Source organism: Klebsiella sp. M041 (genome assembly GCF_059759695.1).
In genome coordinates this window covers 121,291-134,739 of the sequence record NZ_JCAXWU010000004.1, presented here as the reverse complement: position 1 = coordinate 134,739, position 13,449 = coordinate 121,291, and the positions used below count along the sequence as shown (strand labels likewise).

The following is a 13,449-nucleotide window of genomic DNA, read 5'->3' as shown; positions in this document are numbered from 1 at the left end:
ATTCCGACACGGCAGGTTAGGCCTGCTGCGCGCTGCGGCAGTGTCGCCGATACTCTGACGGCGAACGCTCGGTGTAGCGTTTGAAGACCCGGCAAAAATAGTTGCTGTCGACAAAGCCGCAGTTATGGGCGATCTCTTTCACCTTCAGGTCATAGCCGCGCAGCAGCTGTTTTGCCTTTTCAAGACGCACCCGGGTCAGATATTCGTTAAATCCCACCGAGCCTGATTTCTGAAAAATATGCGAAAGATAGTTGGGCGTGATGTGAAAACGTCTGGCCACTGATTCCCGCGTCAGCGGCAGGCTCAGATTTTCCTCGAGATAGTCCTGAACGGCAAGAAACAGATCCCGGCTGCGACTGACGCGCATTTCCAGCCCAACCAGCTGTTCGCGACAGTGGCTCAGTAGCGCGGCAACCACCAGCCGCGCGGTCAGCGGATCGGGTTGCAGGCTGACTTCATTCAGGCTCAGCAGCAGGTAAGAGCCCACGCGCGGCCCGAGGCGGGCAACGCTTTGCTTCTCCGTGTGCAGGCTTTTCCCATCCCAGCGTTGAATACTGAATCCCAGTTTCTGCCTGCCAAACAGGATACTCAAGGTAGTGGCCGGGCCGGTCCACTGCGGCAGCGTCCACTTTCCCGCCTGCACGTAGAGTACCTGCAACGCGGTTAACGTCGAAGCGGCTAGCGGCAGCCCCTGTTCATTAAGCTGACCCTCCAGCACAATTTCCAGACGTGGAAACGGTACGTTGAAGGCAAGGGCAGGCACGGAGATATCCGGCTCAGGAAATCTCACCTGTAAGCGATCTTTTTGACCGATTAACCGATGCAGTATATCCGGCAGATCTTCAATCATTCTTTGCCCTCAGCATGCGCATTATCCTGTTGATGATAATCTATTTTTTCCTCCCCGGCAGCGTTTGTTAAGCCATTTTGCGCGGTGGATTCCCGGTCAGCTACAGCACCGGCATCGCCGAAAACGTGATTGTTGACGCCCATCACACTTTGTTGGCTCGCGTACGTATGTCCAGTTTTTCGTAGCGCTCGCCTCCTGTCATGCCGCGGATGGACCAGTAGAGTTTGTTTGTGTTATCGGAACGTTAAAAAGGAACGCAACATGAACTCATCATCAGCTAGCTTTCTCGATGCGTTAGGCGCCAGCCTGGCGCTCAGCGCGCAAATGAAACACGAGCTCGACACCCTCGGCTACACCGTTGTGCATAACGTCGTTGACGCTCAGTGGCTGAGCGAAATGCGACGGCTAATTGATACCCTGGTTGAGCGCGAAGGCGACAGTCTGGCGATGGAACATCATCAGGAAGCGACCGCGACGCGGATCGCCAACCTGGTGAATAAGGGGGTTATCTGGGAGAAAGTCTGGGCCCATCCGCTGATCCTCTCCGCCTGCCGCTATATCTTCAACGGCGATTTTAAAGTCTCCAGCCTGAACGCGCGCGAGGCGTTATATAACGGCGGCCACCAGCCGCTGCACGCCGACTGGAAAAAGCCGCGCCCGGATTTTCCCAAAGTCCACCTGGTGAATACCATCTGGGCGATAGACGATTTGAGCGCCGCCAACGGCGCGCCGCGGATTATCCCCGGTACCCACCTGCGTCCTGAGCTCCCGGAAGAGGTACTGGCCGACCCGGAGCAGGCCCACCCTGATGAAATCGTGTTTGCTGCGCCGGCCGGGAGCGTGATGATTTACAACGCTCACGCCTGGCACGGCGGCACGCGTAATCGTGAGGGCAGCAGACGACGGGTGCTGCATGGGTTATACATCGATCGCGCGGATACGCCGCAGCAGGACCAGCGGCGCTGGCTGACGCCCGAGACGGCCAGCCGCCTGACGCCAGCGCAAAAGTGGTTGCTGGATGTAGAGTAAGGCCCGTCGCCGGTCAGGGAAGTTCAACATAGACGACCGGCTTTTTCATGATGCTTTTCACGGCCTCAACGATCTGCTGCGGCTGCAGCAGGAAGCTCTTGATGCTGGTTTTAATCGTCCGCAGGCCGCGAAAGCGCTGGGCGTCGTCAATTTCGATATCCGTCACCAGCAGCACCACTTCGGCGCGGGCGATATCTTCTGCGGTAATGCGATTTTCAACACCGAGCGCGCCCTGAGTTTCCACCTTAAGATGCCATTTTTCATGATGACCGACCTTTTCCAGCCGTTCGGCAGCCATATAGGTGTGCGCCACTCCGCTGACGCAGGCGGTGACGGCGATAATATTGAAGTCCATAACATCCTCCTGGCGTTAACCGCCGATAGTGACGTGGAATCCGGCCGCTTCGGCCATTACCCGATAAGGTTGAATGTCCGCTTCGTCAGGCGCTTTCACCCTGGCCAGCGCCCAGGGTTTGCCCAGCAGACGGTATTTGGGCTCGCCGTATTGATGAAATGGCAGCAGGTGCAATTCTGTAAGATTAAAAGGTGCGAGAAAGTTCAGAATCTGGCGAAAATTATCGACGCTCATGGTATAGCCCGGGATCAGCGGCACGCGTGGGATGAGGTTGATCTCTCTAGCCGCCAGCTGGCGAAAATTATCCAGTACCCGCGGCTGATTGATTCGCAGTAGCGACAGTGCCCGCTCAGGTTCCATGATTTTAAAATCAAATAACACCTCGTCGCAGGCTTCAGCCACCGGTAAAAAACGGTTGAAGGGCCCGTCGCCAGCGGTTTCGATGGCGGTGCGGATCCCCCACTGGCGCAGGCGCTGGAGAAAGCGGGCGGCAAATTCGGCCTGCATGAGCACTTCACCGCCGGAGAGGGTGACACCGCCGCCGGAGGCGCGGAAGAAGACTTCATCCTTCAGCACCTCCTGAAGGAGGTTATCCAGCGTCATGTCGCGACCGATCTGCTCCCATGCCCCGGAGGGACACTCGGCGACATCCTGCTGGCAGCGGGCGCAACCCAGGCATTTACTCTGTCGGCGCAGGGTCTGGATCCTGGGTGACATTGACTCCGGGTTGGCGCACCACGGGCAGGTGTGGGGGCAGCCTTTGAAAAAGACCACCGTGCGGATCCCCTGGCCATCATTGAGCGAGTAGCGCTGCAGATTAAAAATGCGCGCCCGGTCGGCGCGCGTCTCCATCACCTCACAGCTGATGCGCGGTGCGGCGGATAATGTCATCCTGAATCTCCTTCGACAGCTCAACAAAGAAGGCGCTGTAGCCCGCGACGCGCACCACCAGGCCGGCAAAGTCCTGCGGCCGTTGCTGCGCTTCACGCAGGGTGTCGGCATTGACCACGTTAAACTGAATATGCTGCAGCTTGAGCTTGCAGAAAGCCTGTAAAAAGTCTGCCAGCTTGTTCAGCCCGCCGTCGCCGGCCAGCGTCGCCGGGGTAAATTTAACGTTGAGCAGCGTACCGTTCGACAGCAGATAGTTATCCAGCTTGCTGACTGATTTCAGCACCGCCGTCGGCCCCTGAGCATCCTGGCCGACCATTGGCGACAGGCCGCCGTCCGCTAACTGTTCGCCAGCCAGCCGCCCGTCCGGGGTAGCCCCCACCACCGAGCCCAGCGGCACGTGCGCCGAGACGGTATAGGAGCCGGGCGTAAAACGCCCGCCGCGCGGATTCAGATATTGTTCCACCTCTTTGCAGTAAAAGCGCAGCAGATCGGCGCTGATATTATCGACGTCGTCGATATCGTTGCCGTATTTTTCAAAACGGTTGATCAACCGGGCGCGGATTTTCTCTCCCTCTGGCGTCTGGAAGTTGGCTTTCAGTACCGCCATCAGTTGGTCAAAGCTAAGGCGCTGCTGGTCAAAGACCATCCCCTTCAGGGCATAAAGCGAATCGCTCAGGTTGGCGATCCCGATGCCCTGGACGCCGGAGAAGTTATAGCGCGCTCCGCCGGCGGTGATGTCTTTACCGTGCTGCACGCAATCTTTAATGAACGAGGAGAGGAGAGGCACCGGCGCCCAGTCGCGATGGCCGATATCGCAGATATTGCTGCCCTCGACCATCAGCTTGATGTAATAGCGAATTTTGTCGCGCATCTGGCGGATAAGCCCTTCCCAGCTGACCTCCGGTTGCGCTTCATTTTCCTGCAGGACAAGTTCCATGACCTTCAGCAGGTTGAACATGGCGATATCATGCAGGCCGTAGGTGCGGCCGGGGATCGACAACTCGACGCAGCCGACCACCGCGTAGTCGCGGGCGTCTTCCAGCGACACGCCGCGATTGAGGAAGGCGGGAACCACCACCTCGTCGTTGAAAATCTGTGGAATGCCGGTGCCCAGGCGGATGGTTTCGGCGGTTTTACGCAGGAACGGGCGGTCAATCAGCTCGTTCACCCGCACGCCAAGATTCGGCTGCGGCAATTGCACGTTTTGATAGGCATCGAGGCATAAAAATGACAGCACGTTGACCGCGCTGCGCCCGGTTTCCGTTAGCCCACCGAGCAGGGCGGTATACCCGGTGGGAAAACCGGCGAAATAGCGTGCGCTACTGGAGGAGCGCAGCAGGACGATGTCGTTGCATTTTACCCAAAGCGACTCCAGCAGCTCCTTGAGCGACGCCGGATCCTGTCCTTGATTCAGCGATGCCTGATAAAACGGCAGCATGTACTGGTCAAAACGGCCGAGCGAAATGGAGCTGGCATTGGATTCGTACTGCAGAATGATGTTCATATACCAGAACAGCTGGCAGGCCTGGGGGAAGTCCGTTGGCCGGTGCTGCGCATTGTGGCGCGAAATCGCGGCGATGGTTAACAGCTCCCGCTGACGCTGCGGATCCTGACAGTGTCCAGCCATCTCCTCGGCCAGCGCGGCGTAGCGCAGAATATGGCGCTGAGAGGCCTCCAGCAGGATCAATACCGCCTGATAAAAAGGGTTATCAGGCTGCCGGGCGCAGTGTGATTGCATCTCCGCAACCAGCGCGTCCAGGCCATTATTCAACAGGTGCGGATAGTCGATAATGATATGGCCCTGGCCTTTATCGGTCTGGTTCACGCTGAATATTTGGGTGTTGACGGCGGCTTTGACCTCGTCGGTCATCTGGCCGTTGATGAAATCTTTCATTGAGCGCTTTTCCCAGTAGGGGAACAGCGTTTCCCGATAGACGCGCTTATCTTCTTCGCTTATCGCGAAGCGGTCCTGCGGTCGGGTCGGGAAGGTGTCGAGCTCGTTAAGCAGCCAGTAGGGATCCATCTCCGGCGACATAATGCCGGCCCGCGGTTTGATGGTACGGTTGCCGGCAATCAGTTCATCATCACGAATCGAAATGTCTACCTTATCGAGGATCCAGGCGGTGGCCTTCGCCCGGCGAATAATCACCGGCTCGCCCTCCGTTTGCCGATGGCTGGCGGTATACAGCAGGGCGCGTTCAAGTGATATTTCGCGCGGTTGGGCGAACAGGCTGGCTTTCAGGCGTTGAGTACGATTCGTCATGACAAACTCCATGTTGTGGCGAAGGGCGCGCGGGCGCCCCTTTTAAGGCTTCAGGCTCGTTGGGAAAGGTGGCTGTCTATCTTGTTCATGATGGCGTCGGCGCGTTTGACCGCATCGCTGATATTGACGCGTACGATAGTTTTCCCGGCAAAACGCTCTTCGAATTTGATACCGATATCTTTGGTCAGAATGACCATATCGGCGGCGGCGATCTCTTCCGCGGTCAGCTCGTTTTCAATGCCGATAGAGCCCTGGGTTTCAACTTTGACCTGCCAGCCTTTGGCCTTAGCGGCGCTTTCTAACGATTCGGCGGCCATATAGGTGTGAGCCACACCCGACGGGCAGGCGGTGACAGCGATAATGTGGGTCATAATCTGTTCCTTCCAGTCTGTTAGTTAATTTCAAAATCAAGGTCTAATTCGTCGTCGGCTTTGGCGTCAGACGATTTCTTTTTAGCCAGCGCTTTCAGCACAATGACGCAGGCGGCGCTGACGCAGGCGCCGACCAGCAGCGCGGCGATAAAGCCGAGTTTGCCCTGGACCACCGGCAGCACGATGAGCCCACCCCAGCCGGCGTAACACTGGGCGCCCAACAGCGCCGCGGTGACGCAGCCGCTGGCCGCGCCAATCATATTGGCCGGAATAACGCGCAGCGGGTCGGCAGCGGCAAAGGGAATCGCCCCTTCGGTGACCCCGACGCAGCCCATCACCAGCGCCGCTTTGCCGGTTTCCCTCTCTTCGGCGGTGAAATATTTGCGGCCGATCAGCGTCGCCAGCCCCATCCCCAGCGGCGGTACGGCGATGCCGACGGCGGCGATAGCCACTACGCTGTAGACCCCCTGTGAAACGCAGATCAGCATGAAGGCGTAGGCCACTTTGTTCACCGGGCCGCCCATATCAAACGCCAGCATCAGGCCCATAATGATGGCCAGCACCACGATGCTGCCTTCGCGCATGCCCTGCAGCCAGTTGGTCAGGTTTGCCGTGAGCGCGCCTACCGGTTCGCCGAGCCCCCACATCATGATCCCGGCAGTAATAAAGGTGCCGATGATGGGAATAATGAATATCGGCATCACCGATCGCAGCACCTTGTGGACCGGTATTTTTTTCAGGTAATAGACCACCAGACCGCCGATCATCCCAGCGATCAGCGCGCCAAAGAAGCCGGCGCCGAAGCTGTTACCTACCCAGGCGCCGATGGCGCAGGGGGCCAGCGCGGCGCGGTCGGCGATGGAGTAGCCAATGTAGGCGGCGAGAAAAGGGACTATCAGCGTCAGGCCGGCGACGCCAATATCAAACAGTTTCTTCAGGTTGGGATCGGTGGCGGCATCCGGAACCGCACCTTTGCCATACAACATGACGGACACCGCCAGCAGGATCCCGCCGGAGACCACGAAGGGGATCATATGTGACACGCCGGTCATCAGATGCTGGCGAGTATTTTTTAGTATTTGCACCAGTTCGTTCATTGCTTGCTCCTGAGCGCTGTAGGGCCCGTGACAGTATTGATGGCTCAACATTAGAAAAAGGGCGCCGCATAAAACAGTAGAGAAAAAGTGCATTTACTGGATATTTGTAAGGTTAGAAAAGAATTGCGATCCACCTCAAATCTTAGTGATGACAGGAGGATTGAGCGCTAAAATGGTGGAATTGTGATGGCGGGCATAAAAAAGTATCGTGTGTACAATAGTCCAGTAATTGCCAGTTTTGTCACCTAGTCCACTTGACCATCTTTCATTACCTTTTGGGGAATTAATGGATTACTCAGGAGGAAGGCGATGGCTCTGGTCATTGAATTTACATGTGATTTGCCCAACGGCGTGCATGCGCGTCCGGCCAGTCTGGTCGAAACGCTGTGTAACCGTTTTTCATCGGCAATTGAGTGGCGGAACCTGCGCTGCGATACCGGTGGCAATGCCAAAAGCGCGTTGGCGGTCATCGGCACGAACACCCTGAAGGGCGACACCTGCCAGCTGCTTATCAGCGGCGAAGATGAAGCCGAGGCTTACGCCGCGTTAACGGCCTTTCTGCGTGATGAATTTCCTCACTGCGACACGCCGCTGCCTACGGCACAAGCGCTGGACGTCCAGCCGGTGCCGGAGTCACTCTCACGCCTGAACCCGACGCTGTTCCATGCCAGTCCGGTCTGCGCCGGCAGCGCGGGGGGCAGGCTCATCCATCTAAAATCCCGCGATTTGCACGAGCTTGGCGCACTGCCCGTCGCCAGCACTCCTGAACAGGAGCAGGCGGCACTGGATAACGGCCTGCGCCTGCTGGTGAAAGATATCGAACTGCGGCTGCTGGACAATGACGGTACCGCCAGCGCGATACTGGAAGCTCACCGTTCGCTGGCGACGGATGCCTCGCTGCGCCAGCATCTGCTTGGCGGGATCCTCACCGGTCTCAGCTGCGCCCAGGCGATCGTCGCCTCCAGCGACCACTTCTGCGCCCAGTTCCGCGATTCCGGCAGCAGCTATCTGCAGGAGCGAGTGCTGGATGTGCGCGATGTCTGCTTCCAGCTGTTGCAGCATATCTACGGCGAAGCCCGTTTCCCGGCGCCGGGTCAACTGCGGGAAGCCGCCATTTGCCTTGCCGACGAACTCACCCCCAGCCAGTTCCTCGAACTGGATAAAACGCATCTCAAAGGGCTGCTGCTGCGCAGCGGCGGCACTACGTCGCACACCGTGATCCTCGCCCGCTCATTCAATATCCCGACCCTGGTGGGGGTTGACCTCGACGCACTGTTGCCGTGGGAGGATACCCAGGTGCAGATCGACGGCAACGCGGGGCTACTGGTGGTCGACCTGAGTCCGGCGGTGGCGCGCTACTATCAGCAGGAGTCGTGGGTTCAGGCGCAGATCCAGCAACAGCAGCAGGTATGGCTGGATAAGGCGGGGCAGACGGAAGACGGTATTCGCGTCGAGATCGCGGCGAACATCGCCCATTCGGTAGAGGCGGTGGCGGCCTTCAACAACGGCGCGCAGTCGGTTGGCCTGTTTCGCACGGAGATGCTCTATATGGACCGGCCCGGCGCGCCATCGGAAGACGAACTCTACAACATTTTCTGCCAGGCGCTGGAGCCTGCCGCCGGGCGCAGCATTATCGTGCGGACTATGGATATCGGCGGTGATAAGCCGGTGGCCTACCTCAACATTCCGGCGGAAAATAACCCCTTCCTCGGCTACCGCGCGGTGCGCATCTATGAAGAGTACCAGGCGCTGTTTCATACTCAGCTGCGGGCGATTCTACGCGCTTCGGCGCACGGCTCGCTGAAGATCATGATCCCGATGATTTCCTCAATGGAAGAGATCCTGTGGGTGAAAGAGCGGTTGGCGGAGGCCAAACAGTCGCTGCGCGTCGAACAGATCCCGTTTGATGAAAAAATCCCGCTGGGCATCATGCTGGAGGTGCCGTCGGTGATGTTCATCATCGATCAGTGCTGCGAAGAGGTGGACTTCTTTAGCATCGGCAGCAATGACTTAACGCAGTATTTGCTGGCGGTCGACCGGGATAACGCGAAAGTGACGCGCCATTACAACAGTCTCAACCCGGCCTTCCTGCGTGCGCTGGACTATGCCGTGCAGGCGGCGCACCGGCAGGGGAAATGGATCGGCCTGTGCGGCGAGCTGGGGGCCAAAGGTTCGGTGCTGCCGCTGCTGGTCGGCCTCGGCCTGGATGAACTGAGCATGAGCGCGCCGACGATCCCGGCGACCAAAGCGCGTCTGGCGCAGCTGGACAGCCGCGCCTGCCGTCAGCTGCTGAATCAGGCGATGCAGTGCCGTACCTCGCTGGAAGTGGAGCATCTGTTGGCCCAGTTCCGCATGCGCCAGCAGGATGTGCCGTTGATTAGCCGCCAGTGCATCACCCTCAACAGTGACTGGCGCAGCAAGGAGGAGGTGCTGAAGGGGATGACGGATAACCTGCTGCTGGCCGGGCGCTGCCGCTATCCACGCAAGCTGGAGGCCGATCTCTGGGCCCGCGAGGCGGTGTTCTCCACCGGGCTGGGCTTCAGTTTTGCCATTCCGCACAGTAAATCCGAGCATATTGAGCAGTCGACCATTAGCGTCGCCCGCCTGGAGCAGCCGGTGAAGTGGGGTGATGAAGAAGCGCAGTTTGTGATTATGCTGACGCTAAACAAGCATTCGGCGGGCGACCAGCATATGCGCATCTTCTCGCGTCTGGCGCGGCGCATTATGCACGCCGAGTTCCGCCAGGCGCTGGTATCCGCAGAGAGCAGCGAGGCTATCGCGCAACTGCTGCGCCGCGAGCTGGAGTTGTGATCGGTTATCCGGCCCGCGCCGCTGGCCGGAGCCCGTGGATGCTGGTGGAGGTGGCGACGGGCCTCTCCCTATGTGCTCCCGGTGCCAGGAGAGACTTAACGCAGAAGACATATCGGGAGCGCCATCTGCCCGGACATAACACAGAACAACCGTTTTTCCGGGGCGAAACCGTTGCAAACTGATAACTATATCGATTATTCCGGCTCTGACCGTCAGTCGGCCCGCGCAAGCGCCGCACCGCCGGGCGATGGCATCAGGCGCGGAGACGATTTTGTGCCGGGTGGCGGCTGCGCCTAACCCGGCCAACTCACTCCATTATCGTGCCTTTTGTAGCCCAGGTCAGCCGTAGCGCGACCTGGGAGCGGCCGGGATAATTATGCCAAAATAGCTTTGCAGACGGCGTCGCTGACCTGCTGCGTTGACGCGCTGCCCTGCATATCCGGCGTCTTCGGCCCGCTGGCGATCGTCTGCTCAATTGCCGCCAGGATGCCGTTGTGCGCGGCGTGATAGCGCGCATCGCCGTTCCCGAGAAAATCAAGCATCATCGCCCCGGCCCATATGGTGGCGATCGGATTGGCGATATTTTTACCGTAGATATCCGGCGCTGAACCGTGGACCGGCTCGAACAGCGACGGGAAGGTGCGCTCCGGGTTGAGATTGGCCGATGGCGCAATACCAATGGTACCGGTGCAGGCCGGGCCAAGATCGGAGAGAATATCACCGAACAGATTGGAGCCGACGACCACGTCAAACCGCTCCGGCTGCAGCACGAAGCGGGCGCAGAGAATATCGATATGCTGCTTGTCCCAGCGGATCTCGGGATAGTTTTTGGCCATCTCCTCCACCCGCTCATCCCAGTAGGGCATGCTGATGGCCAGCCCGTTGGATTTTGTCGCCGAGGTCAGCGTTTTGCGCGGGCGGCTTTGCGCCAGCTCGAAGGCGTAGCGCAGGATACGGTCAACGCCCCGGCGGGTAAAGATCGACTCCTGAATCACCACTTCATGCTCGGTGCCTTCATTGGCGCGCCCGCCCAGAGCGGAATATTCGCCTTCGGTGTTCTCGCGCACCACGTAGAAATCGATATCGCCAGCCTTTTTCCCCGCCAGCGGGCAGGGGACGCCGGGGAACAGGCGCACCGGGCGCAGGTTGACGTACTGATCGAACTCGCGGCGGAACTTCAGCAGCGACCCCCACAGCGAGATATGATCCGGGACGGTATCCGGCCAGCCGACGGCGCCAAAGTAGATGGCGTCGAACCCCTGTAACTGCTCGCGCCAGTCGTCCGGCATCATCTTACCGTGATGAGCATAATATTCGCAGCTTGCCCACTCCATCTGCTCGAAGCTCAGCGCCAGATCCCACCGCTGCGCGGCGGCTTTCAGTACGCGGATCCCTTCAGGCAGAACTTCTTTGCCAATTCCGTCACCCGGGATGGCGGCAATACGACAGGTTTTTTTCATTCCGGTTCTCACTTTTTAGCGATGATGTTTGACCACCTGCTTATCCTATAATTGACTGATTCATAATTAATCACGCTAACTGGTGAAACATAAAACACAGATCATGAATAATCTGCCGCTGCTGCATGATTTACGCGTCTTTATGCTGGTCGCCCGCCGGGCCGGGTTTGCCGCCGCCGCTGAGGAGCTGGGCGTATCACCGGCTTTCGTCAGCAAGCGGGTTTCGCTGCTGGAGCAAACCCTGAATGTGCTGTTGCTGCACCGGACCACCCGCCGGGTCACCATTACCGAAGAGGGAGAGCGGATCTACGAGTGGGCGCAGCGCATTCTGCAGGATGTCGATGAGATGATGGACGAGCTCTCCGATGTGCGTCAGGTGCCGCAGGGAACGCTGCGGATTATCAGCAGCTTCGGCTTTGGCCGCCGGGTGGTGGCCCCCGCGCTGTCGGCGCTGGCGCTTCAGTACCCGCAGCTGGAGCTGCGTTTTGATGTTCAGGACCGGCTGGTGGATTTAGTCAATGAAGGGGTGGATCTCGATATTCGCCTCGGCGACGATATCGCGCCGAATCTGATTGCCCGCCAGCTGGCGCGCAATCACCGCGTGCTCTGCGCGTCGCCGCAGTTCCTCGCCCGCCATGCGCCGCCGAAACAGCTGAGCGATCTGGCGGCTCTGCCGTGCCTGGTGATTAAAGAGCGGGATCATCCGTTCGGCGTCTGGCAGCTGCATAGCAAAGAGGGCCAGCACGCCATCAAAGTGACCGGGCCGCTGTCGTCCAACCATGGCGAAATTGTTCATCAGTGGTGTCTGGATGGGCAGGGGATTGCGCTCCGTTCGTGGTGGGACGTCAGGGAGAATATCGCCAGCGGACATCTGGTGCAGGTGCTGCCGGACTACTGGCAACCGGCCAACGTCTGGGCGGTTTACGTCTCCCGCCTGGCGACGTCGGCTAAAATTCGCACCACCGTGGAGTTTCTGCGCCACTACTTCCAGCAACACTATCCGCAGCATGAGCCGACGGCCAGGGCCGTCGGCAAAGGCGATTAAACCCCAAGGCGGTCGCGCAGGCTGTAGTAGGCGGCGCCCATCGCGGTAAAGGGGATACGCAGGCTGCGGCCGCCCGGGAACGGGTAGTGCGGCAGTTTGGCAAAGGCGTCGAAACGCTCGGCGTCGCCGCGCAGCAGTTCCGAAATCAATCGTCCGGCGAGGTGGGTACAGGTGACCCCATGCCCGCTGTAGCCCTGCATGTAGTAGATGTTGCTATCCAGGCGACCAAACTGCGGCATCCGCGACAAGGTCAGCAGGAAGTTGCCCGTCCAGCGGTAGTCAATCTTCACCCCCTGCAGCTGTGGGAAGGTTTTCAACAGCTTTGGCATAATCAGCCGCTCCACATCGTCCGGGTCGCGGGCGCCGTAGACCACGCCGCCGCCGTACAGCAGGCGGTTATCGCCGGTCAGACGGTAGTAGTCCAGCAGGTAGTTACAGTCTTCCACACAGTAGTTTTTCGGGATCAGCGAGCGGACGACCTCCTCCGACAGCGGCGCGGTGGTGACCACCTGGGTGCCGCACGGCATGCTGCGCTTCGCCAGCTCCGGCTCCAGTTTGTCACCGAGATAGGCGTTGCCGGCGACAATCACATAGCGGGCAGTGACCTGGCCGCGGGCGGTGCTGACCACTGCCGGGCTGGTGTGCTGAATGCGGGTGACCGGCGACTGCTCATACACCCGGCCGCCGTTCAGGCGAATAGCGTCCGCTTCGCCGATGGCGAGGTTGAGCGGGTGAATATGGCCGCCGCTGTGGTCGAGCAGGGCGCCGACGTAGCGGTCGCTGTCCACTTCGCGACGAATCGCCTCTCTGTCCAGCAGCTCCAGCTGCGTGTTGCCGTAGCGCTCCCAGTTGGCTTTCTGTTCTTCCAGCGTCTCCAGCTGTTTATGGTTCATCGCCACGAACAGGCCGCCCGGTCGGTAATCGCACTGGATCTGATAGCGCTGGATGCGTTCGCGGATAATATCGCCGCCTTCGAACATCATGCTGCCGAGCATTTTCGCTGCATCCGGGCCGTAGTTTTTTTCAATCACGTCGATATCGCGGCTGTAGGAGTTAACCAACTGACCGCCGTTGCGGCCGCTGGCGCCGAAGCCGATGCGCGCCCCTTCAAGCACCACCACGTCGTAGCCCATTTCGGCAAGATGCAGGGCAGATGAGAGGCCGGTGTAGCCGCCGCCGACGACGCAGACGTCGCAGCTTATCGATTCGTCCAGCGTCGGAAAGGGTTCATATTTGTTGGCGCTGGCGGCGTAATAGCTGGTGGTATGTTCGGTCAT

At 59.2% G+C, this 13,449-nt stretch carries 12 protein-coding genes; 3 read left to right on the top strand and 9 right to left on the bottom strand.

The annotated features are described in order from the left end of the window. Positions 1-16 precede the first annotated feature (16 nt). Together AC6CWS_RS06265 and AC6CWS_RS06260 are read right to left on the bottom strand one after the other, a co-directional pair. Complete coding sequence (locus AC6CWS_RS06265; RefSeq protein WP_023289071.1) at positions 17-850, bottom strand: helix-turn-helix transcriptional regulator; 834 nt, start codon at positions 848-850, stop codon at positions 17-19. Then, on the bottom strand, positions 847-996 hold the full coding sequence (locus AC6CWS_RS06260; protein WP_158238152.1) for a hypothetical protein: 150 nt from the start codon (positions 994-996) through the stop codon (positions 847-849). Before AC6CWS_RS06260 ends, AC6CWS_RS06265 begins: the two co-directional genes overlap by 4 nt. A gap of 115 nt (positions 997-1,111) precedes the next feature. On the opposite strand from AC6CWS_RS06260, the gene AC6CWS_RS06255 reads away from it, so the two are divergent. Then, the gene (locus tag AC6CWS_RS06255) at positions 1,112-1,879 is read left to right on the top strand and encodes a phytanoyl-CoA dioxygenase family protein (protein ID WP_102004239.1); all 768 of its coding nucleotides are present in this window, start codon (positions 1,112-1,114) and stop codon (positions 1,877-1,879) included. A gap of 13 nt (positions 1,880-1,892) precedes the next feature. Here AC6CWS_RS06255 and AC6CWS_RS06250 read toward each other — a convergent pair whose 3' ends face one another. The 5 genes from AC6CWS_RS06250 to AC6CWS_RS06230 are packed head-to-tail and all read right to left on the bottom strand — an operon-like array spanning position 1,893 to position 6,856. Further along, positions 1,893-2,234: a PTS fructose-like transporter subunit IIB gene (locus tag AC6CWS_RS06250; protein ID WP_023289073.1), complete on the bottom strand. Its 342-nt coding sequence runs from the start codon at positions 2,232-2,234 to the stop codon at positions 1,893-1,895. 15 nt (positions 2,235-2,249) lie between these two features. Continuing rightward, positions 2,250-3,125 carry a [formate-C-acetyltransferase]-activating enzyme gene (locus AC6CWS_RS06245; protein ID WP_064158250.1) on the bottom strand — a complete coding sequence of 292 codons (876 nt, stop codon included), beginning with the start codon at positions 3,123-3,125 and terminating at the stop codon, positions 2,250-2,252. After that, positions 3,091-5,388 carry a formate C-acetyltransferase gene (locus tag AC6CWS_RS06240; protein ID WP_065881791.1) on the bottom strand — a complete coding sequence of 766 codons (2,298 nt, stop codon included), beginning with the start codon at positions 5,386-5,388 and terminating at the stop codon, positions 3,091-3,093. The genes AC6CWS_RS06245 and AC6CWS_RS06240 overlap by 35 nt, the downstream gene beginning before the upstream one ends. Before the next feature lie 50 nt (positions 5,389-5,438). After that, positions 5,439-5,759 (bottom strand): PTS fructose-like transporter subunit IIB, encoded by a 321-nt coding sequence (locus AC6CWS_RS06235; RefSeq protein WP_023289076.1) that lies wholly within the window; start codon positions 5,757-5,759, stop codon positions 5,439-5,441. Positions 5,760-5,779: 20 nt separating this feature from the next. After that, complete coding sequence (locus AC6CWS_RS06230) at positions 5,780-6,856, bottom strand: PTS fructose transporter subunit EIIC (protein ID WP_065881788.1); 1,077 nt, start codon at positions 6,854-6,856, stop codon at positions 5,780-5,782. Between the two features lie 309 nt (positions 6,857-7,165). Here AC6CWS_RS06230 and ptsP point away from each other — a divergent pair, with 309 nt between their 5' ends. Next, entirely contained in the window at positions 7,166-9,667 is a 2,502-nt protein-coding gene (gene ptsP / locus AC6CWS_RS06225; protein ID WP_065881785.1) for a phosphoenolpyruvate--protein phosphotransferase, read from the top strand. Between the two features lie 374 nt (positions 9,668-10,041). Here ptsP and AC6CWS_RS06220 read toward each other — a convergent pair whose 3' ends face one another. Next, positions 10,042-11,127, bottom strand: coding sequence for a tartrate dehydrogenase (locus AC6CWS_RS06220; protein ID WP_048334639.1), 1,086 nt, complete (start codon positions 11,125-11,127; stop codon positions 10,042-10,044). A gap of 82 nt (positions 11,128-11,209) precedes the next feature. Between AC6CWS_RS06220 and AC6CWS_RS06215 the strand changes: the two genes are divergently transcribed. Next, positions 11,210-12,172 (top strand): LysR family transcriptional regulator, encoded by a 963-nt coding sequence (locus tag AC6CWS_RS06215; RefSeq protein WP_074442580.1) that lies wholly within the window; start codon positions 11,210-11,212, stop codon positions 12,170-12,172. Here the strand turns inward: AC6CWS_RS06215 and AC6CWS_RS06210 are convergent. Next, entirely contained in the window at positions 12,169-13,449 is a 1,281-nt protein-coding gene (locus AC6CWS_RS06210; protein WP_065881781.1) for an NAD(P)/FAD-dependent oxidoreductase, read from the bottom strand. The two genes, AC6CWS_RS06215 and AC6CWS_RS06210, sit on opposite strands and share 4 nt — an antisense overlap.

Coding starts and splice junctions, on each gene's coding strand:
- AC6CWS_RS06265 (WP_023289071.1), bottom strand. CDS start 850: ATGATTGAAGATCTGCCGGATATACTGCATCGGTTAATCGGTCAAAAA.
- AC6CWS_RS06255 (WP_102004239.1), top strand. CDS start 1,112: ATGAACTCATCATCAGCTAGCTTTCTCGATGCGTTAGGCGCCAGCCTG.
- AC6CWS_RS06250 (WP_023289073.1), bottom strand. CDS start 2,234: ATGGACTTCAATATTATCGCCGTCACCGCCTGCGTCAGCGGAGTGGCG.
- AC6CWS_RS06245 (WP_064158250.1), bottom strand. CDS start 3,125: ATGACATTATCCGCCGCACCGCGCATCAGCTGTGAGGTGATGGAGACG.
- AC6CWS_RS06240 (WP_065881791.1), bottom strand. CDS start 5,388: ATGACGAATCGTACTCAACGCCTGAAAGCCAGCCTGTTCGCCCAACCG.
- AC6CWS_RS06235 (WP_023289076.1), bottom strand. CDS start 5,759: ATGACCCACATTATCGCTGTCACCGCCTGCCCGTCGGGTGTGGCTCAC.
- AC6CWS_RS06230 (WP_065881788.1), bottom strand. CDS start 6,856: ATGAACGAACTGGTGCAAATACTAAAAAATACTCGCCAGCATCTGATG.
- ptsP (WP_065881785.1), top strand. CDS start 7,166: ATGGCTCTGGTCATTGAATTTACATGTGATTTGCCCAACGGCGTGCAT.
- AC6CWS_RS06220 (WP_048334639.1), bottom strand. CDS start 11,127: ATGAAAAAAACCTGTCGTATTGCCGCCATCCCGGGTGACGGAATTGGC.
- AC6CWS_RS06210 (WP_065881781.1), bottom strand. CDS start 13,449: ATGACCGAACATACCACCAGCTATTACGCCGCCAGCGCCAACAAATAT.